Below are 24,605 nucleotides of genomic sequence, written 5' to 3'. Positions count from 1 at the left end.
GAGGACGCCACGGCGCTTCAGCGCACCCGGTACGGTTCCGCACGGCCGTCGCGGAAGGACAGGCCCAGGCCGGGTGCGCCGTCGGCGCCGGGGGAGACGGCGCCGCCGCCGGGGTCTAGGGTGCCGTCGAAGAGCATCCGCTCGATCCGGACGTGGTCGTGGAACCACTCCAGGTGGCGCAGGTTCGGTACCGCCGCGGCCGTGTGGGCGTGGACGTGCGGGGCGCAGTGCCCGGACAGGTCCACCCCGAAGGCGTGGGCCAGCGCCGCCACGCGCAGCCAGGTGGTCAGGCCGCCGCAGCGGGTCGCGTCCGCCTGCAGGCAGTCCACCGCCCCGGCCCGCAGCATGTGCCCGAAGTACGGCAGGGTGTAGCCGTATTCGCCCGCCGCGACCTCCGGCACGATTCGCGAGCGCACGTCCGCGAGGCCCGTCAGGTGGTCGGAGGAGACGGGCTCCTCGAACCACGTGACCCCCAGGTCGTGCAGGAAGCCGCCCATTTCGACGGCCTGCTTCACCCCGTACGCTCCGTTGGCGTCCGCGTAGAGCGCCGCGGAGTCGCCGACGCTGCGCCGGGCCCGGACGAGGCGGTCGCGGTCGCGGTCCTCGGCGGTGCCCCAGGACTGCCCGATCTTGATCTTGACCCGGGGGATGCCCTGCTCCTCGGTCCAGCCGCGCAACTGCCGGTCCTGCCGGGCGTCGTCGTATGTGGTGAACCCGCCGCTGCCGTAGACCGGCACCTCGTTCCGCGCCCGGCCGAGGAGCGCCACGAGGGGCACGTCCAGCAGTCGGGCCTTGAGGTCCCACAGGGCGATGTCCACCGCCGAGACGGCTCCCGCCACCAGGCCGGGCAGGCCCGCGTTGCGGACCGCCCGGCACATCGCCTCGTTCGCCGCGGGCACGTCCCAGGCGCCGGTGCCGGCCACGACCGGCGCGAGCTGCCCCGTGACGACCTCGGCGGCGGCGGGCGCGCCGTACGTCCAGCCGGTCCCGGTGGTGGCACCCGAGCGCACCCGGACGAGCACGAGGGTGGTGGCGTCCCAGGTCAGGGTGCCGTCGCCCTCGGGCGCGTCGGTGGGCACCGCGTACGCCGAGGCCTCCACGGCGTCCACCGCGGGAGCGTCGGGGGCGGCGGCCGGGCTCACTGGTCGCCGTGTCCTTGGCGTCCCCGGCCGGGCAGCATTTCCTGGACCTTCGCCTTGAAGCCCTGGCGGACCATCGCGGCCCGGTCGGAGTCGCCCTTGAGGACGGAGGCGGCCGCCGCCTCGATCTGGTCGAGCGTGGCGTGCGGCGGGATCGGCGGGACGGCCGGGTCGGTGCGGAAGTCCAGGACGAAGGGCCGGTCCGCGGCCAGCGCCCGCTTCCAGGCGTCCTCGACCTCGTCCGGCTTCTCCACGCGCATGCCGTCCAGTCCGACGGAGCGCGCGAAGTCCGCGTAGGGGACGTCCGGCAGGTCCTGCGAGGGCAGGAACTGCGGGGCGCCGGACATGGCTCGCATCTCCCAGGTCACCTGGTTGAGGTCGCCGTTGTTGAGGACGGCGACGACCATCCGGGGGTCGGACCAGTCGCGGAAGTACTTGGCGGCGGTGATGAGTTCGGCCATCCCGTTCATCTGCATCGCCCCGTCGCCGACGAGCGCGATCGCCGGCCGGTCCGGGTGGGCGAACTTCGCGCCGATCACGTACGGCACACCAGGACCCATCGTCGCGAGCGTGCCGGACAGGGAACCGCGCATGCCGCCGCGCATCCGCAAGTGCCGGGCGTACCAGTTGGCCGCGGAACCGGAGTCGGCGGCCAGGACGACGTCCTCGGGCAGCAGCGCGTCCAGGGCGTGCACCACGAACTCGGGGTTGATCGGGTCCGCCGCGACACCGGCGCGGCGTTCCATGACCTCCCACCAGCGGGCCGTGTCCTTCTCGATCTTCTTCCGCCAACTGCCGTGCTTCTTGCGCTTCAGCCGCGGCAGCAGCCGCGTCAGCGTCGACTTGGCGTCGCCGACCAGGTTCACCTCGAACGGGTAGCGCAGGCCCACCATGAACGGGTCGATGTCGATCTGCACCGCGCGGGCCTTGCCGAACTCCGGCAGGAACTGCGTGTAGGGGAAGCTGGAGCCGATGACCAGCAGGGTGTCGCAGTCCTGCATCAGCTCGTAGCTGGGCCGCGTGCCCAGCAGGCCGATCGCCCCCGTGACGTAGGGCAGTTCGTCGGAGAGCGCGTCCTTGCCGAGCAGTGCCTTCGCCACACCCGCGCCCAGGGTGTCGGCCAGCTGCTCCACCTCCGGCCGGGCGCCGCGCGCGCCCTGGCCGATCAGCATCGCCACCTTCTCGCCCGCGTTGAGCACCTCGGCCGCCCGGTCCAGGTCGGCATCGCCGGGGACGGGCGCGAAGGACGGCATTCCCAGGCTGGACGGCACCATCTTGAACGCGTGCCCGGGCGGGGAGTAGTCGAGTTCCTGGACGTCGGCCGGGATGATCACGGCGGTGACGGTGCGTTTCGCAGCCGCCACCCGCATGGCGCGGTCGATGACGTTGGGCAGCTGCTCGGGGACGGTCACCATCTCGACGTACTCCGAGGCGACGTCCTTGAACAGGCTCAGCAGATCCACTTCCTGCTGGTAAGAGCCGCCCATGGCACTGCGGTTGGTCTGCCCGACGATCGCCACGACCGGAACGTGGTCGAGCTTCGCGTCGTACAGGCCGTTCAGCAGGTGGATGGCGCCGGGGCCGGAGGTGGCCGCGCAGACGCCGACCCTGCCGGAGAACTTGGCGTAGCCCACCGCCTGGAAGGCGGCCATCTCCTCGTGACGGGCCTGCACGAACCGTGGCTTGTCGTCCGCCCGCCCCCAGGCGGCGAGCAGTCCGTTGATGCCGTCACCCGGATAGGCGAAGACGTGGTCGACGTCCCATTCCCGCAGTCGCTGCAGAATGTAGTCGGAGACCTTGATGGACACGGGGAAATCACCTTCCTGGTTCGGATTCAACGTTGTCGGTGGCGCAGCACGACGGCGGTCGCGAGCGCGGCGGCGGAGGCGAGAGCGCCGGCCGCGGCCAGCAGCCGGCCGTCCCGCGGCGAGGCGTCCGGTCGCTCCGCGAGCCGTTCCGGCCGGTCGCCGGGCACCGGCCCGTCCAATGCGAAGGCCAGGGCCTCCGCCAGATGGACGGCGCGCCGGCCCGTGCCGCCCTGCTCGATCTGGGTACGGCAGCTGAAACCGTCGGCGAGAACCAGTGCGTCGGTCCCTGCTTTCCGTACCGCCGGGAGTACGCCCTGCTCGCCCACGGTCATCGACACCTCGTAATGGCCTCGCTCGAACCCGAAGTTTCCCGCCAGCCCGCAGCAGCCCTCGTCCAGCACGCGTGCATCCAGACCGGCCCGGCGCATCAGCTCACGGTCCGCGTCGTCGGCCAGCACCGCGTGCTGGTGGCAGTGCGTCTGCACCACCGCGTCGCGGTCAAGCCGCGGGGGCTCCCATCCCTCGGGGGCGTCGTTCACCAGCAGCTCCGCGAACGTACGGAACTGTCCCGCCAGCCGCTGCACGTCCTGATCCCCGGGCATCAGCTCCAGCGCGTCGGCACGGAACACCGCCGCACACGACGGCTCCAGGCCCACGACCGGAGTGCCCGCCTCCAGCCACGGCCGCAGCACCCGCAGGGTGCGGCGCAGCACACGGCGAGCCGTCGCCGGCTGCCCGGTGGAGATCCAGGTCAGCCCGCAGCACACGGCCCCGGTCGGAACGGCGACCTGAAATCCGGCGTCCTCCAGGACCCGTACCGCGGCTTTCGCCACCCCCGGGTGGAACTGCGTGCTGAAGGTGTCGGGCCACAGAAGGACCGTGCGGTCCCCGCCCGGCTCCGGTTGTACCGCGCCGCGTGCGGCCCACCATTCGGCGAAGGACTCCTTCGGGAAGGGCGGCGCGTCGCGCTCCGCGGCCACCCCGGCGAGCGCCTTGCCCAGCCCGGCCAGACCCGGCGCGGTCAGCGCCGCGTTGACCAGCCGGGGCGACAACCGGGCCAGCCGCGCCCACAACGGCAGCCAGCCCATCGAGTAGTGGGCGGCCGGGCGGAGCCTGCCCCGGTAATGGTGCGCCAGGAACTCCGCCTTGTAGGTCGCCATGTCCACCCCGACGGGACAGTCCGACTTGCAGCCCTTGCAGGCCAGGCACAGGTCGAGCGCGTCACGCACCTCGGTCGAACGCCAGCCGCCGGTCACGGCTGCGTCGGCGTGGCCGTTCAGCATCTCGAACAGCAGCCGGGCCCGGCCGCGCGTGGAGTGCTCCTCCTCACCGGTCGCCCGGTACGAGGGACACATCACCCCGCCGCTGTGACTGCGGCAGTTGCCGATGCCGACGCAGCGCATCACCGCGCGGGTGAAGGAGTGGTCGTCGTCGGGATAGCCGAAGTACGTCGCACGCGCCTCGGGTCGCCAGTGCGGCCCCAGGCGCAGGTTCTCGTCCACGCGGTGCGGGGCGACGACCTTGCCGGGGTTCATCCGGTCGCCGGGATCGAACAGCGCCTTGAACTCGCCGAACGCCGACACCAGGCGGTCACCGAACATCTTGGGGAGCAGCTCGCCGCGGGCCTGTCCGTCGCCGTGCTCGCCGGACAGCGACCCGCCGTGGGAGACCACCAGGTCGGCGGCGCGGTCCAGGAAGGCGCGAAAGTCCCTGACGCCCTGGGCCGTGGTCAGCTCGAAGGGGATGCGCGTGTGCACGCAGCCCTGCCCGAAGTGCCCGTACAGCGAGGACTGGGCGTAACCGAATTCGGCGAACAGCTTCTTCAGATCCCGCAGGTAGTCCCCGAGTCGCTCGGGCGGCACCGCGGAGTCCTCCCAGCCCTCCCACGTCTCGCGCCCGTCCGGGGGCCTGGCCGTCACGCCGAGGCCTGCCTCTCGGGCCTTGAGCATCTCCTGTTCCCGGTCCGGGTCGTCGGAGAAGGCGACGTCGGCGCCGTCCTCGTCCCGTCCCACGGCCCGCAGCAGGGCGTGCGACTGGCGGTCGACGTCGTCCTTGTCGTCTCCGCTGAACTGCAGCAGGAGCCACGCGTCCCCCTCCGGAAACCGCTCCAGGGACTCCAGGTAGGCATGCTCCTCACGCATCAGCTGCGCCATACGTCCGTCCAGCGCCTCCAGCTGCGTGGGCTCGCAGTGCTCCAGCAGCCGCGGCACGTCGTCGGCGGCGGCGCAGATGTCGGGATAGCCCAGCACCACCATCGCCTCGGCGGCGGGCACCGGCACCAGGTCCAGTTCGGCGCGGAGCACCGTGACGAGCGTGCCCTCGCTGCCCACCAGGGCCCGGGCGAGGTCGAAGCCGTTCTCGGGAAGGAGGGAGTCGAGGTTGTAGCCGGACACCCGGCGCGGCAGTTCGGGGAAGCCCGTGCGGATGTCGGCGAGGTACCGGTCGGTCAGCTCGCGCAGGCCCCGGTACAGCTCCGCCCTCCGGCCGCCGGCGGACACGACCTCCTCGAACTCCGCGGGGGAGGTGGGACCCACCCAGCAGCGCAGGCCGTCGTAGGTGAGGATCTCCAGACGGCGCACGTTGTCGACGGTCTTGCCGTACGCCTGCGCCGACGCGCCGCACGAGTTGTTGCCGATCATGCCGCCCAGCGCGCAGTGGCTGTGCGTCGAGGGCTTCGGACCGAACTTCAGTCCGTACCCGGCCAGTTGCCGGTTCAGCTCGTCCAGCACGATGCCCGGCTCCACCACGCACGTCCTGCGCTCCGCGTCGACGGCGAGCAGGCGGTGGCAGTACTTGGTCCAGTCGATCACCACGGCGGTGTTGGTGCACTGGCCGCCCAGGCTCGTACCTCCGCCGCGGGAGAGCACCGGCGCCCCGAACCGGGCGCACACCCCCACCGCGGCCGCGCCGGCGTCCAGGTTCCGGGGGACGACGACGCCGATCGGCACCTGGCGGTAGTTCGACCCGTCGGTGGCGTACGCGCCCCGGCTGCCGGCGTCGAAGCGCACCTCGCCGTCGACCGCCTCGTGCAGCGCGTGTTCCAGGGCCGCCCTGTCCAGCGGGCCGGCCGTGTGCAGGTCTGCAACCCCGTCCGCCCCGGTGCCCCGGGCCTCCGTGCTGTCCGCGTCCCGAGCCATGTGCGTCGTCCGCCCTTCGCTCGTCTGAACCGCTTCGGCACCTCACCCACGCGTGCCCGGACCGTCCCGTCCCTAACGCCTCCGACGGCGCGGATCGGCGGGACCACCGGCGCGCGGTTCATCGCCTGCCCCTCGGGTACCCGATGGTCCTGCCGTGAAAAGACGACCGCGAGGAAGTGATCGACATGCGGGCCACCGTGTGGCACGGCAAGCACGACGTACGGGTCGACACCGTGCCCGACCCCCGGATCGAGGAGCCCACCGACGCGCTGGTGCGCATCACCTCCACCGGCCTGTGCGGCTCCGACCTGCATCTCTACGAGGTCCTCGCCCCGTTCATGACGCCCGGCGACATCCTCGGGCACGAACCGATGGGCATCGTCGAGGAAACCGGATCCGAGGTGGACAACCTCGCTCCCGGTGACCGGGTGGTGGTGCCGTTCCAGATCGCCTGCGGCACCTGCTACATGTGCCGCGAGGGGCTGCCGACGCAGTGCGAGACGACCCAGGTCACCGAATACGGCAGCGGGGCGGAGCTCTTCGGCTACACCAAGCTGTACGGACGCGTCCCCGGCGCCCAGGCCGAGTACCTGCGCGTGCCGCAGGCCCAGTTCGGGCCGATCAAGGTGCCGGACGGGCCGCCCGATGACCGGTTCGTCTACCTCTCCGACGTCCTGCCCACGGCCTGGCAGGCGGTGAAGTACGCCGACGTCCCCCAGGGCGGCAGCGTGGCCGTCCTGGGCCTGGGGCCGATCGGCGACATGTGCTGCCGGGTCGCCCGGCACCTGGGCGCGGGCAAGGTGATCGGCATCGACCACGTGCCGGAGCGGCTGACCCGCGCCCGTCGCGACGGCGCCCAGGTCCTCAGCCTCGACGAGTACGAGGACCAGGACGAACTCGTGCAGGCCGTCAGGGACGCCACCGACGGCCGCGGCCCCGACGCCGTCATCGACGCCGTGGGCACCGAGGCCCACGGCAGCACGCTCGGCAAGCTGGTCCAGCAGACCGCCGGCCTGCTGCCACGGGCCTGGGCGGCCAAACTGATGCAGACCGCCGGCGTCGACCGCCTCGGAGCCCTGCACCTGGCGATCGAGATGGTCCGGCGCGGCGGCACGATCTCGGTCACCGGCGTGTACGGCGGCATGACCGACCCGATGCCGATGCTCACGCTCTTCGACAAGCAGATCCAGCTGCGCATGGGCCAGGCCAACGTCCGCACCTGGAGCGACGAGATCCTCCCGCTCCTGACCGACGAGGACCCCCTCGGCGTGGACGGGTTCGCCACCCACCACGTCCCCCTGGAGGAGGCGCCGCAGGCCTACGAGATGTTCCAGAAGAAGGCGGACGGCGCCATCAAGGTGCTCATGGTCCCGTGACGCCCGCGCTCACCCGGGCGGCGCGCCGAGGGGCGTGGCCGCCAGCGCCTGGGCGACCCCGTACAGGTTCGCGGCCATGGCCCGGCCTGTCTTGTGGGACCAGTCGTGGCCGCGTTCGTCGTCGAGGTAGTCGGGGCCGGCGCCGGGGCCCAGGTGCCAGTAGGTCCACGCCTGGCCCGGAACGGTGTAACCGATATCGCCGAGGGCTCCGGACACCTCACTGATGACATGGTGGGCGCCGTCCTCGTTGCCGGTCACCACGACTCCGGCCACCCGGTTGTAAGCCACGGGCCGACCCTGCTCGTCCGTCTCGGACAGCAGGGCGTCCATGCGTTCCAGTACGCGCTGGGCGATCGACGAGGGCCTGCCGAGCCAGGTGGGCGAGGCGATGACCAGGATCTCCGAGGAGAGGAGCTTCGCGTGGATCTCGGGCCAGGCGTCCCCTCCGCCTTCGTCGCTGGTCACACCGGGCTCGATGTCCAGGTCGACGGCGCGGACGCAGTCGATGTCCACGCCGTAGGCCGCGAGCTGGTCGGTCACGACTTTGGCCAGCGCGTAGGTGTTGGACGGCTGCGGCGACCGTTTGAGGGTGCAGTTGATGACGAGGGCTTTCATGGCCTCTACCTACCTCCATCGACAGGGTGCGTCCCGCGGGAACGTCGTACTCACCCGCCCGGCCCGTACCGGCAGCGCGCCGGTCGCCACGGCGGGGAACATGTGATCCTCCAGGGGGCGGTACACGTGAGGCCGACGGTTCGGGTTCCGTGACGGCCTGCCCGAAACGGTGCGCGACGAGAGGGCGCGCGGGCCGGGAGGCGTGGGCACGCGGCGGGTACAGGGACGGGACACCGGACGATCGGACGACGGAGGAAGACATGCCTGCTGAGGGCGCCGGCCGGCGGGAGGGCCGCGAAGAGAGCCGGGAGGAGCGCGCCGACCGCCAGTGGACGGAACTCCTCCAGGAGGTCCGCGTCGCCCAGACGGGCGTGCAGATCCTCTTCGGTTTCCTGCTGACCGTGGTCTTCACCCCGCGCTACCCGCAACTCGGGGAGACGGACAAGATCATCTACATTCTCACGGTCGTCCTGGGCGCGTCCGCCACCGGGGCACTGGTGGGGCCGGTCTCCTTCCACCGGATCGTCGCGGGACGGCGCATCAAACCGGAGACGGTGCGCTGGGCCGCCCGCCTCACGTTCGCGGGGCTGGTCCTGCTGCTGGCCACCATGACGTCCGCGCTGCTCCTCGTCCTCCGCGTGGCCACCCACGACTCCCACGTGGTGTACCTCGTGGCGGTGATCCTCGCATGGTGCCTGCTGTGCTGGTTCGTGCTGCCCGTGTGGGCCCGGGTCCACCTCACCGAGGACTGATCGGTCCGGCCGGGTCACCCGGATGCCGCATCAAGGTGGACGCCGCGGTGCCGATATCGCGGAAGTGCGCTGAGGATCTCCGTGACGAGACGGCCCGTGTCCCGCGGCCACGGGACGTGTCACCCGTGGAAGCCCTGCCCGCCCCGCCGTCGCCCGGGGAGTGCGAGCTGGACGGGGGCAACGTGCTGCTGCTCGTCGTCCGGGAACTGTGCGCCCGGGGGCTGCTCGCGCTGAAACCCGCGGACGCCGAGAAGGTGGCCCACCGTCGCATCTGAGGCTTGCTCACGACCGGCTTCTGGGCGGCGGGGCAGGTTCACTTCGCGGGCTCGCCGGTACGGCTCGGTACGCGGCACATCCGGCGACGCCGCCGATCGCCGCCGGGATACTGGGCGCCCATGGATGAGGTCGAAGTCGTCGTCGCCCATTCCGAGCGTGCGACCCTGCGCGTCGGCGACGTGTTCCTGAAGGTGGACGCCGATCAGGAGCGCGTCGACGTCGAGGTCGACGCGATGGCCCTGGCGCCGGTCCCGACCCCGGAAGTCCTGTGGCGCAGGCCGCCCGTGCTCGCGCTCGCCGCGGTCCCGGGGACGGCGCTCGGCCGCCTCGGTAAGCCGTCGATCGCATCCCCGTCGGCGTGGGCCGCGGTGGGTGCCGCCCTCCGTACGCTGCACGAGGCACCGTTGCCGCCCTGGCCCGGCCGACGCCGCCGGAGCCCCGAGGAGTTGGCGGCGGAACTCGACGCCGAGTGCGCGTTGCTCGTCACGAACGGCGTCCTGCCCGCCGATCTGGTCGCCCGCAACCGCCAGGTCGCCGAGGCCGCGCTCCGGCCGTGGACTGCGGTGTTCACGCACGGCGACCTGCAGATCGAGCACGTCTTCGTCGACGGTGACGAGGTCACCGGCATCATCGACTGGTCCGAGGCGGGCCGGGGTGACGCTCTGTTCGACCTCGCCACCCTGACGCTCGGACACGCGGAGCACCTTGATGACGTCATCTCCGGTTACGGCACCGTCGTCGACCGCGAGGTGATCCGCGCCTGGTGGTCCTTGCGAAGCCTGCTGGGGGTTCGCTGGCTGGCCGAGCACGGCTTCGACCCGTTCGCGCCGGGCTGTGAGGTCGACGTGCTGAGATCCCGGCTGTGAGGCCGGTTCGCACGCATCTGGCGCCGTCAGTCCTCGCGGGCCACGGACGGGCGGGCGCGCCGACGGTGACTGGTGTCGCACCACGGGTACTTCCGGCTGCGGCGGCAGGCGCACAGGGCCACGACGAAGCGGTCGGAACGCACCACGCGGCCGTCGTCGAGGACGACCTCGACGGGGCCCTCGATGAGGATCGGGCCGTCCCGGGTGAGCGTCACGCGGGTCCGCGACGGTTCATCGTCCACGTTCGGCACGGATCACCACCAGCTCTTCCTTGTCTTCGCCCGGGGCTATCAGTCCTCGCGCCTCCAGCCATGCCGACCGGCCGCGCAGCACCGGCCCGAACGGGATGTACCGCCGCTCGGTGACCACGGCGCGCAGCCCGGCGCGGCGCAGCCGGCCGAGGGTGTGGTCGGCACCGCAGAGGCCGGAATGGACCAGCAGCAGGACGCCGCCCGGCGTGAGCAGGGGCGGGGCGTCGGAGCAGATCCGGTCCAGCAGCACACGGCCGTCGGCCCCGGCGTCCCACGCCACGGATCGGCCCCGGGTGGGAGGGCGGGCCTGCGGGGACGGCACGTACGGCGGATTGGCCATGATCAGGTCGAAGCGCCGGTCCGTCACGGGTGCGGTGAGGTCGCCGCGCAGCACTTTGACGCGCAAACCGTTGAGCCGGGCGTTCAGCCAGGTCGTCAGCACCGCGCCGACGGAGGCGTCGACGGCCGTCACCTGTTTGGCGCCGTGTTCCGCGGCGGTCAGGGCCAGCGCGCCGGTGCCCGTCCCCAGGTCGAGGACGTCGGCGCAGGAGGTGAGGGGCTCACGCCTCAGCGCGTCTTCCAGCAGGAGCGTGTCGTCCTGGGGGTGGTAGACCCCCGGCGGGCACAAAAGCCACATAGGCCGCGTCTACCCCACGATCCGCCGACTAACGTTCTTCGTCCGGATCGGGCGGCGTCCGCCGGACCACCGCGGCGCCCCGCCGCCACGACGGGTCGTCGCGGCGCGCCGCATGGGATCCTGGTGGCTGGGTAGGCCCAGGGGCCGAAGGCCGCACCTGAGGACGGGAGAGCATGGACGCCGTCGTACCGGACACCGGATCGCCCTTTCCGGCCGGGCGCCGGGCAGTGGCCGTAGCCGCGCCCGCCGTCCTGCTGGAGGGTGTGACGGCGCCTGCCTACGTGGTGGACGGCGAGGGGCTGATCGTCGCGGTCAACAGCGCGGTCGAGGCCCTCGTGGGACGTTCCGCCCCGGAACTGCTCGGTCACGACGCCCATGACCTGCTGCACCGGGACAGCCACGGCCGTACCCTGCCGCGTTCCCGTTGCGAGATGCGTGACGTACTCCTCGCGGAGCGCACGGGCCACAGCGACGTGGCGTGGTTCGCCCATGCCGACGGCACCCTGCTCGGGCTGTCCTGGTTCCTGACCCCCTACGTCCTCGGCCCGGGGAGGTCCGGCGCCCTCGTCATGCTCTATCAGCGGCACGAGGCCCCGGAGCACCGCGAGGACGGGAAGGAGCGTCCCAGGACCCTGACGGAACTCGACCGTCTCGCCCTGCTCGCGGAGACCACCACGCGGCTCACCTCGACCCTGGACGTGACCGAGGCGCTGCACCGGCTGGCCGCCCTGACCGTCCCGCTGCTCGCGGACTGGGCGGTCGTCGACCTGCTCACCGAGAACGACGAGGTGCGCCGCGTGCTGGTGGTGCAGCACAAGGAAGGCGTCCTGATCGAGCGCGCCGACCTTCAGGGGCCGATGCCGCCGCTCCCGCAGGAGTCGCCGATGCCGCTGTCCCGCGCGCTGCGTGGCGCCGCGTCCACCATCGCGAGCGCCTCCACGTACCACGGTCCGCCGGACTCCGGCATCGCCGTCGAGCAGCACCGGCTCTTCGAGGAGACCGGCATGCACTCCGCGGCCATCGCCCCGATCCGCGGCCTGCGGGACGTGCTCGGAGCGCTCACGCTGGGCCGTGCCACACGCCCGGACGCCTTCACCGCATCCGACCTGCCGCTGCTGGAGGACCTGACCCGCCGGGCCGGCCTCGCGCTCGACAACGCCCGCCTGTACCAGCGGCAGCGCAAGGTCTCCGAGACGATGCAGCGCCACCTGCTGCCCCAGATGCCCACGATCCCGGGGCTGCAGATGACGGCCCGGTACGTGGCGGCGCCCCAGGCCTCGCAGGTCGGCGGCGACTGGTACGACGCCTTCCCGCTCGCCGACGGCGCGACCGCCCTCGCCATAGGCGACGTCGTGGGGCACGACCTCGACGCCGCCGGAGGCATGGCCCAGATCCGCAACATGCTGCGGGCCTTCGCCTGGTCGCACCCGGAGTCGCCGAGCGACGTCGTCACCCAGCTCGACCACGCCGTCATGCACATCGCCGAGGTGCCGATGGCCACCGTCCTCCTCGGCCGCCTCACCAGCGGGGACGACGGCCTGTGGCGACTGCGGTGGACCAACGCGGGCCACCCCCCGCCGCTGCTGGTGGACCACGACGGACGGACCCGCTTCCTCACCGACGGGCACGGAATCCTGCTGGGCACCGGCATCACGAGGCCCCGCGAGGACGCCGTCGTCACCCTGCCCCCGCGGTCCACGCTCGTGCTCTACACCGACGGTCTCGTCGAATCGATCCGGCACTCCATCGACGACGGCCTGGACCGCCTCCGCAAGCACGCCGCCTCCCTGGCCCGTCGGCCCCTCGACCCCTTCAGCGACGCGCTGCTGGAGCGGGCCCGTCCCACCGACAACGACGACGACGTCGCCTTCCTCGCCCTGCGCACGCCCGACCCCACGGCGTGAACCGGCCGTGCCTCGGTGGCGGGTGATCGCGGCGATCCGGGGAAGGCGCCGGGTGAGCGAGGGAGAACACCGTGTCGCACGACAAGCTCGGACTCGACGACGTCCTCGCCGCGGCGGAGGCCGCCGCGCCCGTGCAGTCACTGGACGTCGTGGCGCACAACCTCCGGGAGCGGTTCGGGGCCAGATCGGTGTCGTTCCTGTTCCCCGACATCGTCGGCCAGAAGATGGTGCGGGTGGGCGAGGACGTCGCGTCGCAGCAGGGCACCAGCGCCGATCAGGTCCCGCTGCACGGCAGTGTCTACCACGATGTGCTGCGCGGCCAGCGGCTGGTGCGGTCGCCGGCTGACGGAGCGGGTCACCAGGTGGTCGCGCCGGTCACCAACCGCGGGGACACCGTCGGCGTGCTGGAGCTGACCCTGCCCGAGGTCACCGACGAGGTACTGACCGAGGTGGCCGAGGCCGCGCACGCGCTGGCGTACATCGTCGTCACCGACCGCCGGTTCACGGACCTGTACCACTGGGGAAGGCGCACCACCCCGCTCACCCTGGCCGCCGAGATCCAGCGCCAGCTGCTGCCGTCGGCCCCCAGCTGCGAGGCGGACCAGTTCACCCTGGCGGCGGCCCTGGTGCCCGCGGACTCCATCGGCGGCGACACCTACGACTACACCCTCGACTACGACACCCTGCACCTGTCCATCACCGATGCCATGGGGCACGACGTGGCATCCGCCCTGCTGGCCACCGTCCTGGTCAACGCCTCGCGTCGTGCCCGGCGCGCCGGGCACGACCTTGCGGAGCAGGCCCTCGAGATGCACACCGCGCTCCGCACGTACGGGGGCACCGGCCACGCCACGGGGCAGCTCGTACGGCTCGCCACGGACGGTTCCGGTGGCCGGCTGGTCAACGCCGGGCATCCGTGGCCGCTGCGCCTGCGGGACGGCACGGTGGAGGAGCTGCACCTCGGTGTCAACCTCCCCTTCGGAGTGCCCTGCGCGCCTCCCTTCCACGTCCAGGACGTCGACCTGCGGGCCGGCGACCGGCTCGTGCTGTACACCGACGGCATGCAGGAACGCGAGGCCGCCAGTGTGGACCTGGCCGCCGTGCTGCGCGAGTCCGCCGCCGAGCATCCCCGCGAGGTGGTCCAGATGATGACCGCCGCCGTCTCGGTGGCCTGCCACGGTCATCTGGAGGACGACGCCACGGTCATGTGCCTCGACTGGCGCGTGTAGGCGCTGGCGGCGCGCGGAAGCGCCGTATGCCGGGTTTGTGTCGGAGCGGGGCGGAAAGCCGCTCCACATGAGGCTTATGAGGCTTACGAGAGAAAAGCAGAGCTCCCCGAACGGTCCGGTGCCCGCCGTGATGGACGCCCTGGAAGGCCAGGAGTGGCTCGATGCGATCGCCACGGGCGTCCGCAGGGCCGTGCGCGCCGTACCCCTGGGCGGCGGACGCGACGTGCTGCGCGGGCTGTGGCTGGGCCACCCGCTGCACCCGGTGCTCGTCCAGTTGCCGATCGGCGCCTGGACCTGCGCCGGGATACTCGACCTGCTCCCCGGTGAGGGCCGCGCCGCCCGCCGCCTGGTGGCGGTGGGCCTGGCGTCCGCCGGGCCCGCGGCCCTGGCCGGATGGGTGGACTGGGCGGAGCAGCGCCCCCGGCAGGCCCGTGTGGGCCTGGTCCACGCGGGCGCGAACCTCGCCGCCGTCACCGCGTACGCGGCCTCCCTCGTCTACCGGATCAAGGGCCGCCCCGTACTCGGGCGGGCCCTCGGCTTCGGCGGCATGACGCTCGCGACCGCGGGCGGTGTGCTGGGCGGCCACCTCGCCTACCGGCAGGGCGCCGGCATGAACCACGCGGAGGCGGTGCCCGTCCTGGTGGAGCCGGGCTGGCACCGCGTCGGGGCGCCGGAGGACTTCCCGTTCGGCGAACCCGTACAGCGCATGGCCGACGAGGTGGCGGTGGTCGTGGTCCGGGCGGACGACGGGCGGTTCCACGCCCTGGCCGCCCGCTGCAACCACGCGGACGGTCCCCTGCACGAGGGCAAGGTACTGGAGGGCTGCCTCGAATGTCCCTGGCACGGCAGCCAGTTCCGCCTCACGGACGGCGCCAACGTCCAGGGGCCGGCGACCGCGCCGCAGCCCCGCTTCGACTGCCGCATATCCCCGGACGGGCAGGTCGAGGTCCGGCTCGCCCGGGCCTGAGCGACGAGGAGGAGCCGCCATGAGCCAGGAAGCCCTCGAGATCTACCTGAACGACCATCTGGCCGGATCCACCACCGGGCAGCTCATGTCACGTCACCTCGCCGAGCACCACAAGTCCTCGCCCCACGGCGACGAACTGCGGCGCGTGGCGGACGAGATCGAGGAGGACCGGCAGAGCCTCCTCGACCTGATGGCGTCCCTCGACGTCCCGGCACACCGGCACAAGGTCTACGCGGGGTGGCTCGCCGAGAAGGCGCGTCTGCTCAAGCTCAACGGACGCGTCACCCGCCGCTCCGGCCTGAGCACGGTCATCGAACTCGAGGCGCTGCGCCTGGGCATCGAGGGCAAGAGCCTGCTGTGGCAGTCGCTCCTGTCGCTCACCCCGGAGAAGGACCTGGACGAGGACCGGCTCCACACCCTCCTGGACCGCGCGCGCGAGCAGATCGACACCGTCGAGACCGTACGCCGCGACGCCGTGGGCGCCGGCCTGGGCTGACCTGCGGGGAGGTCACGGGGGTGAACCTGGTGATGAATCGCCGGTACGGGGTAGCCGTTACTCAGGACCAAACGAGCAAATGGGGTGAAACCAATGCCGGCTGGGTCGAACCGCAAGCGTGAGCGGCAGTACGAGCACATCAAGGAGAGCGCGAAGGACCGGGGCGAGAGCGAGAAGCGGGCCGAGGAGATCGCCGCCCGTACGGTCAACAAGGAGCGCGCCCGCGCGGGCGAGTCCAAGACGGCCAGTCGCAGCTCCACCGAGGACATGTCCTCGGGCAAGCGCGGCGGGCAACGTTCCGGCAAGGGCTCCCAGGGGCCCACACGGGACCAGCTCTACGCCGAGGCCAAGCGCCGCAACGTCGACGGCCGCTCCCACATGAACAAGGCCGAACTCCAACGCGCCCTGAACGGCGGCTGACGGAGCGACGGCGGACCGGAGGGGACCCAAGCGGACCAACGGAGGACACCATGCTCATCCTCGGCATCATCCTGCTGATCATCGGCTTCCTCACGGGGATCTCGATCCTGTGGACCATCGGGATCATCCTCGTGATCATCGGCCTCGTGCTCTGGGTGCTGGGCGCCGTCGGGCACCAGGTCGGCGGACGTCGGCACTACTGGTAGGCGGCGCCTGTCGCCCCGTCAGGCTCCGCGCAGGCCGCGCGCGACCGCCACCCCGGCGGCCGCGGCGGCCAGCGCCGCAGCCGCCACGGCCGCGTGGTGACGTGACGCCCAGGACTGGGCGCTCGACGAGTGCGCGAGTTCGTCGAAGCGGCCGTGCGCGCCGAAATCGTGCCCCCCGGCCCCGTCGGCCGGCGACCACAGGTTCACCGGGGTCGCCGGATCGCCCTCCTCGGCGGTCTGTTGCGAGCGGAAACCCGTACGCGCCAGATACCTGTCCAGGACGCCCGGTGCCACCGCGTTGGCCACCAGCGTGGCGGCCGTGCTCGCTCCCACCCAGTACTCCCGCCTCCCGGGGTGGTCCGCGGCGTGCACGATCGCCCTGGCCGCCACCTCCGGCTGGTAGATCGGGGGCACGGGCTGGGCCCGGTGCGGCAGCCGGCTCAGCACCCAGTCGAACTGCGGGGTGTCGAGCGCGGGCAGTTGCACCATCGTCGTCCTCACCCGTGAACCCGAGTGCAGCAGTTCGCAGCGCAGCGACTCGTTCCATCCCTGGATCGCGTGCTTGGCGCCGCAGTACGCCGACTGCAGCGGTATGCCGCGGTAGGCCAGCGCCGAGCCGACCTGCACGACCGCACCCCGGTCACGGGGCAGCATGCGGCGCAGCGCGGCCTGCGTACCGTGCACGTAGCCCAGATAGGTGACCTCGGTGACCCGCCGGAACTCCTCCGCGGTGATCTCCGTGAAGGGTGCGAAGACCCCCGTGAAGGCGTTGTTGACCCACACGTCCACGGGGCCGAACGCCTCCTCGACTCGTTCCGCGGCGGCCTCCACCGCGGCGGCGTCGGACACGTCGACCGGCACGGTCAGCGCCTCGCCGCCCGCCCGTACGACGTCGTCGGCCGCCGCGGCCAGCCCCGTGCGCCCGCGGGCCAGCAACGCGACCCTGTCCCCGCGGGCGGCGAAGGCGCGGGCCGCGGCCCTGCCGACACCACCGCTGGCCCCGGTCACCACGACCGTCCTGGTCTGTCGTCGCTTCGTCATGGGCCTCGGCTACCCGGATCGGGTGCTTCGTACCGGGTGGCGGGGGTAGGCGCGCGGCATGGCGGAATACGACGCCTCGCCCTACGTCCCCGAGGACGCGGACCTGGCGGGGGTGCGCAGCGCCGCCGCCGGTTGCCGGGGGTGCCCGCTCCATGCGGACGCGACCCGGACCGTCTTCGGCCGGGGTGAGCCGTCCGCGAGCGTCGTCCTGGTCGGTGAGCAGCCGGGGGACCAGGAGGACCGGCAGGGCCGCCCCTTCGTCGGACCGGCCGGGAAGGTACTGGACAAGGCGATGGCGGAGGCAGGCATCGATCCCGCCGACGCCTACGTCACCAACGCCGTCAAGCACTTCAAGTTCACGGTCCCCGAGGGCGGCAAGCGGCGGATCCACAAGCAGCCCACGCTCCGCGAGGTCGCCGCCTGCAAGCCGTGGCTGGACGCGGAGCTGGAACGGATCGCCCCGAGGATCGTCGTCGCGCTCGGCGCGACAGCGGCCAAGGCACTGATGGGCCCGGATTTCCGGGTCACCCGGCAGCGCGGCCGGCTCCTCGCACCAGGCGTGCCCCTCGACGGCGCCCACGTGCTCGCCACCGTCCACCCCTCCGCCGTGCTGCGCGCCGGCGAGAACCGCGAGGAGATGTACGCCGGGCTGGTCGCGGACCTGCGGGTGGTCGCCGAAGCGCTCGCATCCGGCTGAGCCGGACCCCCGGAGGGAGAGTCTCCGTTTCCCTCGATCGCAGGCGGGAAGTCACACACCAGATGCACTGACCGCGTTCCCAGGGAGGTGCGCCATGACCACGCCGCCGGCCGGCAACCGATCCGGCCTCAACAGCGGCACCGAACACAAGGTGCCGCCCACCGAGACGCCCCCGGCCGAGAGCAGCACCACCGGTGGGATCTCCCTCCCCGAGCGACCGGAACTCCACAACGCATGGGGCTTCGCACCCTTGGTGATCATCCTCGGCGTCGTCGCGATCTTCCTCGCGGGGGTCATCGCGATGATCGTCGCCCTGTCGTCCTAGGGCAGCCCCGGCCGTCCGCCGAGGCGCGCAGCGAAGCGGGACGCGGTCCCGCGGGGAGCTACTGTCCCTCGTCGCCGACCTGCTGACACATCCCAGGGCCTGCTGAGCTGACTACCGCCGTCCGCAGACCGGGGCGCGGCGTTCTCGCTGCTGCTCGGGACCCACGGCAGCACTTTTGCGCCGAATGCACTCCATGGGAAGACGTTGATCTTTGCCGCGGCTAAGCTCCCGGAATGGCACCGTCCTACGCGTCGACCAGCGAGGCAGGAGCGCTGACCATGCCCAAGACCCGCCTGAAGTGCCGCAACGCCGCCTCGGCTGCGGCGGTCGTGGCCGCTGGTTCCGAACCCGGCGACGCCCGGCACACCGTCCGCCAGGACGGCTGTCACGTCGTCATCGTCTACGCCGACACGCGGTGGCCGTTCGATGTCGCGGAGTGGGCCGCCCTTGAAGGGCACGCCAGCGACAAGGCGGCGGCGCGGCTCATGTCGGAGCTCTAGCGGACGGCGGCCCAATGCCGCCACCGCTACAGGGGATGAGGCCGCCGAATCATCACTCGGGGCGGTCTTCGCGGACCAGCTCGTGGCTGCACATTCCCAGACGCAGCCCGCCAGATGAACGCAGGCCCTCCAAGAGACTCACGCGCGCAGGCAGGGGAGGACTTCCCCGCGGTAGAAGTCGAAAAACTGGTCTTGGTCAGGGCCGATCTGGTTCACGTAGACCTCGTCGAAGCCGGCCTGGGAATAGGCCCGGACGGCCTCGACGTGGTCGTCGAGGGCGTTGCCGCAGACGATGGCGTCGGCGATCATGTCCTCGGTGACGAGAGTGGCGGCCTGCTCGAAGTGTTCGGGAGTGGGGAGGATCTGGGCCAGCTCGCCCGGTAGCTGTTCGTTGGGCCACAGCCGGTGCACGGTCTTCACCGCCCGTGCCCGGTCGGTGTCCCAGCAGACCTTCAGTCCGCCGACGACCGGTTTGCTGCCGCCCCCGGCTCGCCGGAACTGTTCGACCAGCGTCACGTCGGGTTTCATGGTGACGAAGCCGTCCCCGATGCGGCCGGCCAGGGCTGCCGCCTCCGGTCCGAAGCCGGAGATGTACAGCGGTGCCGGTGTCGTGGGAACGGTGTAGAGACGGGCGTTCTGCACCGTGTAGTGGGTGCCGTGGTGGGTGACGCGCTCTCCGGTGGAGAGCTTCCTGATGATGTGGACGGCCTCTTCCAGCATCTGCAGGCGCTCGGAGGCCTCGGGCCAAGGGTCCCCGAGAATGTGCTCGTTGAGTGCCTCACCGCTTCCCAGCCCGAAGCGGAAGCGGCCGTCGGTGAGCACAGCCGCTGTAGCGGCGGCCTGGGCATTGATCGCCGGGTGCAGACGGACCGTGGGGCAGGTGACCAGCGTGGTGATCGGCAGCGAAGTGACCTGGGACAGTGCTCCGATCATGGACCAGACGAACGGGCTTTCGCCCTGCTCGTCGTTCCACGGGTGGAAGTGGTCGGAGATGGCCAGGGCTTCGAACCCGGCCTGCTCGGCCATGCGCGCCTGATCGATCAGTTCAGCCGGCGCGAACTCTTCCGAGGACAGGAAGTATCCGTAGACGGTCATGGGGTTCCTTCTGACAGGTTGATGATCGGACGAGGGGTGGGCCCGTTCGGTCCCCTCGATGCCTTGCGGCACCTCTGCGGGGGACCGCACGTTCCCGGTCTCTCCGATCCTCCGCGCAGGGTGTCTTTTCGTGCGCAGTGCACGCTGCCATCAGAGTGGGATCCGGAGCGGGCCCGGAGTGCGCCGCCGGTGGTGCATCAAGCCGCGGGGAATGGGGCGGCACGCAGGCTGTGGGCCAGATGGGCGGCGTTGGCGGCGACCGTCCTGGTGGTCGCGGCCACGGCATCGGGCGCCTTGTCCAAGTCCTGGTAGTCGGTGCCCTGCATGGCCTCGCCGACCCAGTAGGTGGCTGCCCCGGCCGCCAGGGAGAATCCGACGTCGTTGAGAGCCTGGAACACGTCGGCACTGATCTTGTGCGCGCCGTCCTCGTTGCCGACGACGCATACAGCCGCGACCTTGCCGTACGTCAGGGGGCGGCCCTGGTCGTCGGACTCCGAGAGTTCACCGTCCAGGCGTTCCAGCACCCGCTGGGTGACGCTGCACGGGTGGCCCAGCCATATCGGGGTCGACAGCACCAGGATGTCGGCTGCGAGGACCTTCTCCCGGATGGCCGGCCACGCGTCCCCGTCACCCATGTCGACCGCCACGCCGGGGCGCACATCGTGGTCGACCACGCGCACGGACTCGCCGGCTACGCCGTGCTCACGCAGTGCCTCAAGGGTCTGCTCGGCCAGCAGTTGTGAGCTGGAGCGGGCCGGGGAGGGATTGAGGGTGCAGACCAGTGCCAGGGCTCGCAAGGGTGTCTTTTCCATGGGACTCGGCTAACCCATCGAGACCGGCCCACACCTGGGACGAGACCGACACCGGGGACATCCGCGGTCGCGCGACGATGCGCCGACCCGAGGCGTGGCCGACACACTCGCCCGCTGGCTCTTCCGAGTACCCCCTTTCCCGTACCGGTTCAGAACCGGCCCCACACCAATGGGCCGGTCCCGTCACACCACCACGGACAAGGACCGGCCCATCGGAGTTGAGGGCCGCGAGAGCCTTTGGCGTTCCGGCGGTTGTCCTCATTGCTTACAGCGTGCGCCTAGCGAGGCAATCTGGCATCTCGCGCCCCAGCGGGTCTTCCGACTGTCTCGGCGACCAACACCAGAGCCGCCGGCTCACCGGCGCTACCCGCGGCGCGCGGGCGCCCGGGCGGTCCGCCGCCGCGTGGGGCGGTGGACCCGGGCACCCGTGCGGCGGTCAGGACGCGACAGGGCCGATGTCGCCCTTCTCGGCCAGTTCCGACAGGAACTGGTGGCAGCGAGCCGCACGCTCGGAGTCCTCCCGCATGACGTCCTGGAAGAAGTCCGCGATGTCGTTCTCGCCGGCGCTCTTCGCGTCCCTGACGTACTGACCGTAGTCGTGTCCCGCCTTCAGTGAGTGGTACTGGACCGACACCAAGTCGTAGGCCACGTCCTTGAATCCTGTCTCACCTGTCGCCATCGTTCTTCTCCGTTCATGAGGACACTGCACGCCTGCCCGTGCCGAAATCGGACAAACGGCACACGTACCCCCTCGCTGCCCAGCGCCGGAGGAGGCCCCGCGGAGACACGGAAGGGCGTGGGCGAGCCGATGACCGCTCCCGCCACGGAGGTCACCCGCAAGGCGCCTGGGGCACGGAAGGTCGGATGCGGAAGAGCGGGCGGGCTCCAGTAAGGGCGAGGACCCGTTCGGCCTGGAACTGCAAGCCGGTGAGCTCGAGAACGCCCTCCTCGGTTTCTGCCCGTCGGCGCAGACGTAGCAGCATGTTGAGGAAGGTGGATCCCATGAACGTGACACCGGAAAGGTCGATGCGGAGGGTCCTGCCGCGCAGCTGAAGAGCGTCCGTGACTTCGGCGACCGGTGGGCAGGTGTGGAGATCCAGTTCGCCGGTCAGCTTGATCGTCGTGGTTTCGGGTGTGGCGCTGACGCAAATGCCGATCTTCTGCATGGGAAATCGCCGTTCGGGTTCAAAGCCCCTCACGGTCGGCTGCCGGATCGGAAGCGGCCGCAAACCGGGCGACGTGGTGCCGCCCGCAGTCGAGTGAGACCACCCGCACCGCCCGTCGGTCACGCAACGTGGCCGCCCGGTAGCGCGGGGTCCCTCGCCGGACCAGGCTGGTCAATACGACCGTGGCACAGCCGTGGCGCGAACGCCAGCCCCTTTGTGTCGGGTGGCCGAAACCAGAGGTTCCGCATGGCAGTTGCGTGGGACTCGGTTCGGTCTCCCCGGCGCATTCGGAGACGAGCGTGGTTCAGTGACATGTAGGTCGCCATGCATACTTCTGACACCAGAGAGGCTCCGCAGCGCAAGGCCGCGGCGAGCGACCCTCCGTGGGAGGGGCGCTCCTGGAGGCGAGCTGCCGGCCCCCGGGGCTGAGCCGGTGACGGGTCCGACCGTCAGGTGCGGATGCGTCCGCCGCTCTTCGGCGAGACGCTCACGGCGTGGCCGACCAGTACGGCGCGTACGGACTCGTACGGCGCGGGGCTGCGCAGGGCGCGCGAGGTGATCATCGCTCCCTCCATGCCTGCGATCACGGCCTCGGCGAGAACCCTCGCCGAGGCTCGTGGGACGTCGAAGGCGACGAGGTGGAAGGCGAGCCTGTCGGTCATCTCCGAGAAGGCCCGGCGCCCGGTCTCGGCGATCTCGGCCGACTCCTGTGTGGCGCCTTCGGTGATCAGCGGTGCGATGGCGCAGCCGCGTCCGTATTCGCCGGCGATCATGCCCTCGCGGCCCATGTCGATGTAGAGCCCGATCAACTGGGCTGCGGACGTGGCCTGGTGGGCGGCCCGGTCGATGATCTCCACCTGTTCGAAGGCGTGGGCTTCGGCGGCTTCGATGGCCAGTTGCGTCTTGCCGCCGGGGAAGTGGAAGTAGACCGAGCCGCGAGACGTACCGCTGAGTTCGAGCACGTCGGAAAAGGCCGTGCCGTTGTAGCCACGCTGCCGGATCAGCTGTTTGGCGGCCTGCACCATCTTCTGCTTGGCGTCCGTCCGCTTCCCCATCCCGCGCCCTCTCCTTGTGCCATGTATGATGACCTGTATAGTATCTGGTTGTGGACGAAATCCCAAGAGCATGGCCGTCCTGGCCCTCTCGAGGAGGTCCTCCTCATGTCCTTCGTCGACAGTCCGCTGGTTGACGGCCGGCCTCCCGCTTGCCTCGAAGCCGCCTCACGAGCCGCCCACGAGGCGTTCGCCCGCGCATGAAGGACCTCTTGATCCTCCACCGGGAAGGCCTCGGCGAAAGGCCCCGAGTGTCGATGGCCGTGCCCCACCCGCAAGCAGTAAGGCAACGGCAGACCGGTTCGGACGGAGTAGCGGACCGGTCTGGAAAGGACGCATCATGACCACGGACCTGAATTGGGCCGATGCGAACGAGCTCGCCGAGCTGATCCGTGCCGGCAAGGTCTCCTCGGCCGAGGTGGTGCAGGCGCATCTGGATCGCATCGAGGCCGTCAACCCGCGGCTCAACGCGATCGTCACGCTCGTCGACGGTGCGCTGGAGGCCGCGAAGGCGGCGGACGACGAGCTCGCCCGGGGCGGGGACGTAGGACCGCTCCACGGCGTGCCCTTCACGGCCAAGGACTCGTTCGACACCGCAGGAGTGCTCACCCAGCGCGGCTCGCCCATCTATGCCGGGCGTGTCCCCGACACGGATGCCACCGCTGTCGCGCGCGTCAAGGAGGCCGGCGCGATCCTCCTGGCGAAGACCAATCTCCCGGAGTTCTCGTACTGGATCGAGTCCGACAACCTCCTGACGGGCAGGACGAACAACCCCTGGGACGTCGACCGTTCGCCCGGCGGTTCGAGCGGCGGTGAGTCCGCCGCGATCGCCGCCGGGATGTCGCCGCTCGGGCTCGCCACCGACCTGTCCATCTCGGTACGCGGGCCGGCGGCGGACACCGGTGTCTCGTCCTTCAAGCCGACGCACGGGCGCATCCCGATGACCGGGATCTGGCCACGCGAGCCCCGCCGCAACTGGCACGTCGGCCCGATGGCCCGCAGCATCCGCGACCTCGCTCTCGCCTATACCCTCCTGGCCGGCCCCGACGGCGCCGACGGATTCGCCACCGTCCCACCCGGGTTCGACACCGGCCTGGGCGACTCCCCGGACCGGCCCCTGCGGGTGGGCTGGCTGGTCGACTCGGGACTCGGCCCGACCGACCCGGAGGTCGCCGCGACCGTCCAGGCGGCCGCCGAAGCCCTGCAGGGGGTGGGAGCTCGGGTCGACGCCGTGAGCATCCCGGCCTTCGAGCGGGACAATCCGCTCGAACTGTGGACCAAGCTGAGCACCATGGAGGTGAAGCCGGCCTTCCGCCAGGTCACCGCGGGCCACGAGGACCAGATGTTCAGCTACTCCAGGTTCGTGGCCACCATGCCCGACACCTCGGTGGAGGACTTCGTCCTGGCCGAGCAGGCCGTCGAGCGCCTCCGGGACGCCATGGCGACGTTCTTCCAGCAGCACGACGTCCTGCTGCTCCCCGTGACGACGATCCCGGCCCACAAGCACCAGCTGGAGGAGTTCACCCTCGACGGCCGGACCATGGGCGCCTTCCACGTGAGCTCGACGACCGTCCCCTTCAACCTGACGGGGCATCCGGCCCTGTCGATGCGGTTCGGCACGAGCAGCGACGGCATGCCGATCGCGGTACAGCTGGCGGCCGCCCCGTACGCGGAATCGACGGTCCTCCACGCCGCCTCGCTGCTGGAAACACTCAGCTCGGTGCACGACCGGCACCCCGCCCTCTAGCTGTATTGACCCGCAGCGTTGTTGACGCGGCTGATCGGGGGCTTGCCTCCGAGTGCGGTGTGGCAGCGGTGGTGGTTGTAGGTGTGGAGGA

26 protein-coding genes are annotated in these 24,605 nt (G+C 71.3%); 14 read left to right on the top strand and 12 right to left on the bottom strand.

Features of this window, described 5'->3' with window-relative positions:
- Positions 1-17: 17 nt before the first annotated feature.
- Genes ACZ7MY_RS07525 through ACZ7MY_RS07515 form a run of 3 tightly spaced genes read right to left on the bottom strand, consistent with a single transcriptional unit; the run spans position 18 to position 6,084 of the window.
- On the bottom strand, positions 18-1,142 hold the full coding sequence (locus tag ACZ7MY_RS07525; protein ID WP_499600322.1) for an enolase C-terminal domain-like protein: 1,125 nt from the start codon (positions 1,140-1,142) through the stop codon (positions 18-20).
- On the bottom strand, positions 1,139-2,947 hold the full coding sequence (locus ACZ7MY_RS07520; protein ID WP_499600321.1) for a thiamine pyrophosphate-requiring protein: 1,809 nt from the start codon (positions 2,945-2,947) through the stop codon (positions 1,139-1,141). Before ACZ7MY_RS07520 ends, ACZ7MY_RS07525 begins: the two co-directional genes overlap by 4 nt.
- A 26-nt stretch (positions 2,948-2,973) precedes the next feature.
- A complete protein-coding gene (locus tag ACZ7MY_RS07515) occupies positions 2,974-6,084 on the bottom strand; it encodes an FAD-binding and (Fe-S)-binding domain-containing protein (protein WP_499600320.1) in 3,111 nt (1,036 codons plus the stop codon).
- Positions 6,085-6,269: 185 nt separating this feature from the next.
- Between ACZ7MY_RS07515 and ACZ7MY_RS07510 the strand changes: the two genes are divergently transcribed.
- Positions 6,270-7,460, top strand: a complete 1,191-nt coding sequence (locus ACZ7MY_RS07510) for a zinc-dependent alcohol dehydrogenase (protein ID WP_499600319.1) — start codon at positions 6,270-6,272, stop codon at positions 7,458-7,460.
- Between the two features lie 9 nt (positions 7,461-7,469).
- On the opposite strand, the gene ACZ7MY_RS07505 is transcribed toward ACZ7MY_RS07510, so the two are convergent.
- Positions 7,470-8,075 (bottom strand): flavodoxin family protein, encoded by a 606-nt coding sequence (locus tag ACZ7MY_RS07505; RefSeq protein ID WP_499600318.1) that lies wholly within the window; start codon positions 8,073-8,075, stop codon positions 7,470-7,472.
- Positions 8,076-8,335: 260 nt separating this feature from the next.
- On the opposite strand from ACZ7MY_RS07505, the gene ACZ7MY_RS07500 reads away from it, so the two are divergent.
- The 3 genes from ACZ7MY_RS07500 to ACZ7MY_RS07490 all read left to right on the top strand — a co-directional run bounded on the left by ACZ7MY_RS07500 (position 8,336) and on the right by ACZ7MY_RS07490 (position 9,969).
- Positions 8,336-8,827 carry a DUF6328 family protein gene (locus tag ACZ7MY_RS07500; protein ID WP_499600317.1) on the top strand — a complete coding sequence of 164 codons (492 nt, stop codon included), beginning with the start codon at positions 8,336-8,338 and terminating at the stop codon, positions 8,825-8,827.
- A gap of 125 nt (positions 8,828-8,952) precedes the next feature.
- Complete coding sequence (locus ACZ7MY_RS07495) at positions 8,953-9,102, top strand: hypothetical protein (RefSeq protein ID WP_499600316.1); 150 nt, start codon at positions 8,953-8,955, stop codon at positions 9,100-9,102.
- 120 nt (positions 9,103-9,222) lie between these two features.
- Positions 9,223-9,969 carry a phosphotransferase family protein gene (locus ACZ7MY_RS07490; protein WP_499600315.1) on the top strand — a complete coding sequence of 249 codons (747 nt, stop codon included), beginning with the start codon at positions 9,223-9,225 and terminating at the stop codon, positions 9,967-9,969.
- Positions 9,970-9,995: 26 nt separating this feature from the next.
- Here the strand turns inward: ACZ7MY_RS07490 and ACZ7MY_RS07485 are convergent, their stop codons facing one another.
- Both ACZ7MY_RS07485 and ACZ7MY_RS07480 read right to left on the bottom strand, forming a co-directional pair.
- Positions 9,996-10,220 (bottom strand): CDGSH iron-sulfur domain-containing protein, encoded by a 225-nt coding sequence (locus ACZ7MY_RS07485; RefSeq protein WP_499600314.1) that lies wholly within the window; start codon positions 10,218-10,220, stop codon positions 9,996-9,998.
- Positions 10,201-10,857: a HemK2/MTQ2 family protein methyltransferase gene (locus ACZ7MY_RS07480; RefSeq protein ID WP_499600313.1), complete on the bottom strand. Its 657-nt coding sequence runs from the start codon at positions 10,855-10,857 to the stop codon at positions 10,201-10,203. Before ACZ7MY_RS07480 ends, ACZ7MY_RS07485 begins: the two co-directional genes overlap by 20 nt.
- Before the next feature lie 173 nt (positions 10,858-11,030).
- Between ACZ7MY_RS07480 and ACZ7MY_RS07475 the strand changes: the two genes are divergently transcribed.
- From ACZ7MY_RS07475 to ACZ7MY_RS07450, 6 genes are all read left to right on the top strand, one after another.
- A complete protein-coding gene (locus tag ACZ7MY_RS07475) occupies positions 11,031-12,761 on the top strand; it encodes a PP2C family protein-serine/threonine phosphatase (protein ID WP_499600312.1) in 1,731 nt (576 codons plus the stop codon).
- A gap of 71 nt (positions 12,762-12,832) precedes the next feature.
- A complete protein-coding gene (locus ACZ7MY_RS07470; RefSeq protein ID WP_499600311.1) occupies positions 12,833-13,990 on the top strand; it encodes a PP2C family protein-serine/threonine phosphatase in 1,158 nt (385 codons plus the stop codon).
- Positions 13,991-14,120: 130 nt separating this feature from the next.
- Positions 14,121-14,957 carry a Rieske (2Fe-2S) protein gene (locus tag ACZ7MY_RS07465; RefSeq protein ID WP_499600310.1) on the top strand — a complete coding sequence of 279 codons (837 nt, stop codon included), beginning with the start codon at positions 14,121-14,123 and terminating at the stop codon, positions 14,955-14,957.
- Between the two features lie 19 nt (positions 14,958-14,976).
- Positions 14,977-15,453: a hypothetical protein gene (locus ACZ7MY_RS07460; protein WP_499600309.1), complete on the top strand. Its 477-nt coding sequence runs from the start codon at positions 14,977-14,979 to the stop codon at positions 15,451-15,453.
- Between the two features lie 93 nt (positions 15,454-15,546).
- Positions 15,547-15,873, top strand: coding sequence for a plasmid stabilization protein (locus tag ACZ7MY_RS07455; protein ID WP_499600308.1), 327 nt, complete (start codon positions 15,547-15,549; stop codon positions 15,871-15,873).
- A 50-nt stretch (positions 15,874-15,923) separates the two neighbouring features.
- A complete protein-coding gene (locus tag ACZ7MY_RS07450; protein WP_499600307.1) occupies positions 15,924-16,079 on the top strand; it encodes a DUF6131 family protein in 156 nt (51 codons plus the stop codon).
- 18 nt (positions 16,080-16,097) lie between these two features.
- Here ACZ7MY_RS07450 and ACZ7MY_RS07445 read toward each other — a convergent pair whose 3' ends face one another.
- The gene (locus ACZ7MY_RS07445) at positions 16,098-17,120 is read right to left on the bottom strand and encodes an SDR family oxidoreductase (protein WP_499600306.1); all 1,023 of its coding nucleotides are present in this window, start codon (positions 17,118-17,120) and stop codon (positions 16,098-16,100) included.
- Positions 17,121-17,178: 58 nt separating this feature from the next.
- Between ACZ7MY_RS07445 and ACZ7MY_RS07440 the strand changes: the two genes are divergently transcribed.
- The 3 genes from ACZ7MY_RS07440 (at position 17,179) to ACZ7MY_RS07430 (ending at position 18,642) form a co-directional block, all read left to right on the top strand.
- The gene (locus tag ACZ7MY_RS07440; protein WP_499600305.1) at positions 17,179-17,817 is read left to right on the top strand and encodes a UdgX family uracil-DNA binding protein; all 639 of its coding nucleotides are present in this window, start codon (positions 17,179-17,181) and stop codon (positions 17,815-17,817) included.
- Between the two features lie 94 nt (positions 17,818-17,911).
- Entirely contained in the window at positions 17,912-18,142 is a 231-nt protein-coding gene (locus ACZ7MY_RS07435; RefSeq protein WP_499600304.1) for a DUF6480 family protein, read from the top strand.
- Positions 18,143-18,375: 233 nt separating this feature from the next.
- On the top strand, positions 18,376-18,642 hold the full coding sequence (locus ACZ7MY_RS07430) for a hypothetical protein (RefSeq protein ID WP_499600303.1): 267 nt from the start codon (positions 18,376-18,378) through the stop codon (positions 18,640-18,642).
- 138 nt (positions 18,643-18,780) lie between these two features.
- On the opposite strand, the gene ACZ7MY_RS07425 is transcribed toward ACZ7MY_RS07430, so the two are convergent.
- The 5 genes from ACZ7MY_RS07425 to ACZ7MY_RS07405 form a co-directional block, all read right to left on the bottom strand.
- Positions 18,781-19,737, bottom strand: a complete 957-nt coding sequence (locus tag ACZ7MY_RS07425) for a TIGR03557 family F420-dependent LLM class oxidoreductase (RefSeq protein WP_499600302.1) — start codon at positions 19,735-19,737, stop codon at positions 18,781-18,783.
- Positions 19,738-19,934: 197 nt separating this feature from the next.
- Entirely contained in the window at positions 19,935-20,549 is a 615-nt protein-coding gene (locus tag ACZ7MY_RS07420; protein WP_499600301.1) for a flavodoxin family protein, read from the bottom strand.
- Positions 20,550-20,985: 436 nt separating this feature from the next.
- Positions 20,986-21,228: an acyl carrier protein gene (locus ACZ7MY_RS07415; protein WP_499600300.1), complete on the bottom strand. Its 243-nt coding sequence runs from the start codon at positions 21,226-21,228 to the stop codon at positions 20,986-20,988.
- A gap of 151 nt (positions 21,229-21,379) precedes the next feature.
- Entirely contained in the window at positions 21,380-21,715 is a 336-nt protein-coding gene (locus tag ACZ7MY_RS07410; RefSeq protein ID WP_499600299.1) for an STAS domain-containing protein, read from the bottom strand.
- Positions 21,716-22,164: 449 nt separating this feature from the next.
- Positions 22,165-22,770 (bottom strand): TetR/AcrR family transcriptional regulator, encoded by a 606-nt coding sequence (locus ACZ7MY_RS07405; RefSeq protein WP_499600298.1) that lies wholly within the window; start codon positions 22,768-22,770, stop codon positions 22,165-22,167.
- A gap of 337 nt (positions 22,771-23,107) precedes the next feature.
- On the opposite strand from ACZ7MY_RS07405, the gene ACZ7MY_RS07400 reads away from it, so the two are divergent.
- Positions 23,108-24,514 (top strand): amidase, encoded by a 1,407-nt coding sequence (locus tag ACZ7MY_RS07400; protein ID WP_499600297.1) that lies wholly within the window; start codon positions 23,108-23,110, stop codon positions 24,512-24,514.
- The last annotated feature ends 91 nt before the right edge of the window (positions 24,515-24,605 follow it).

It is taken from the genome of Streptomyces sp. NPDC111520 (genome assembly GCF_055635295.1).
The sequence above is the reverse complement of the archived record's forward strand: the minus strand, read 5'-3'. Positions and strand labels throughout refer to the sequence as shown.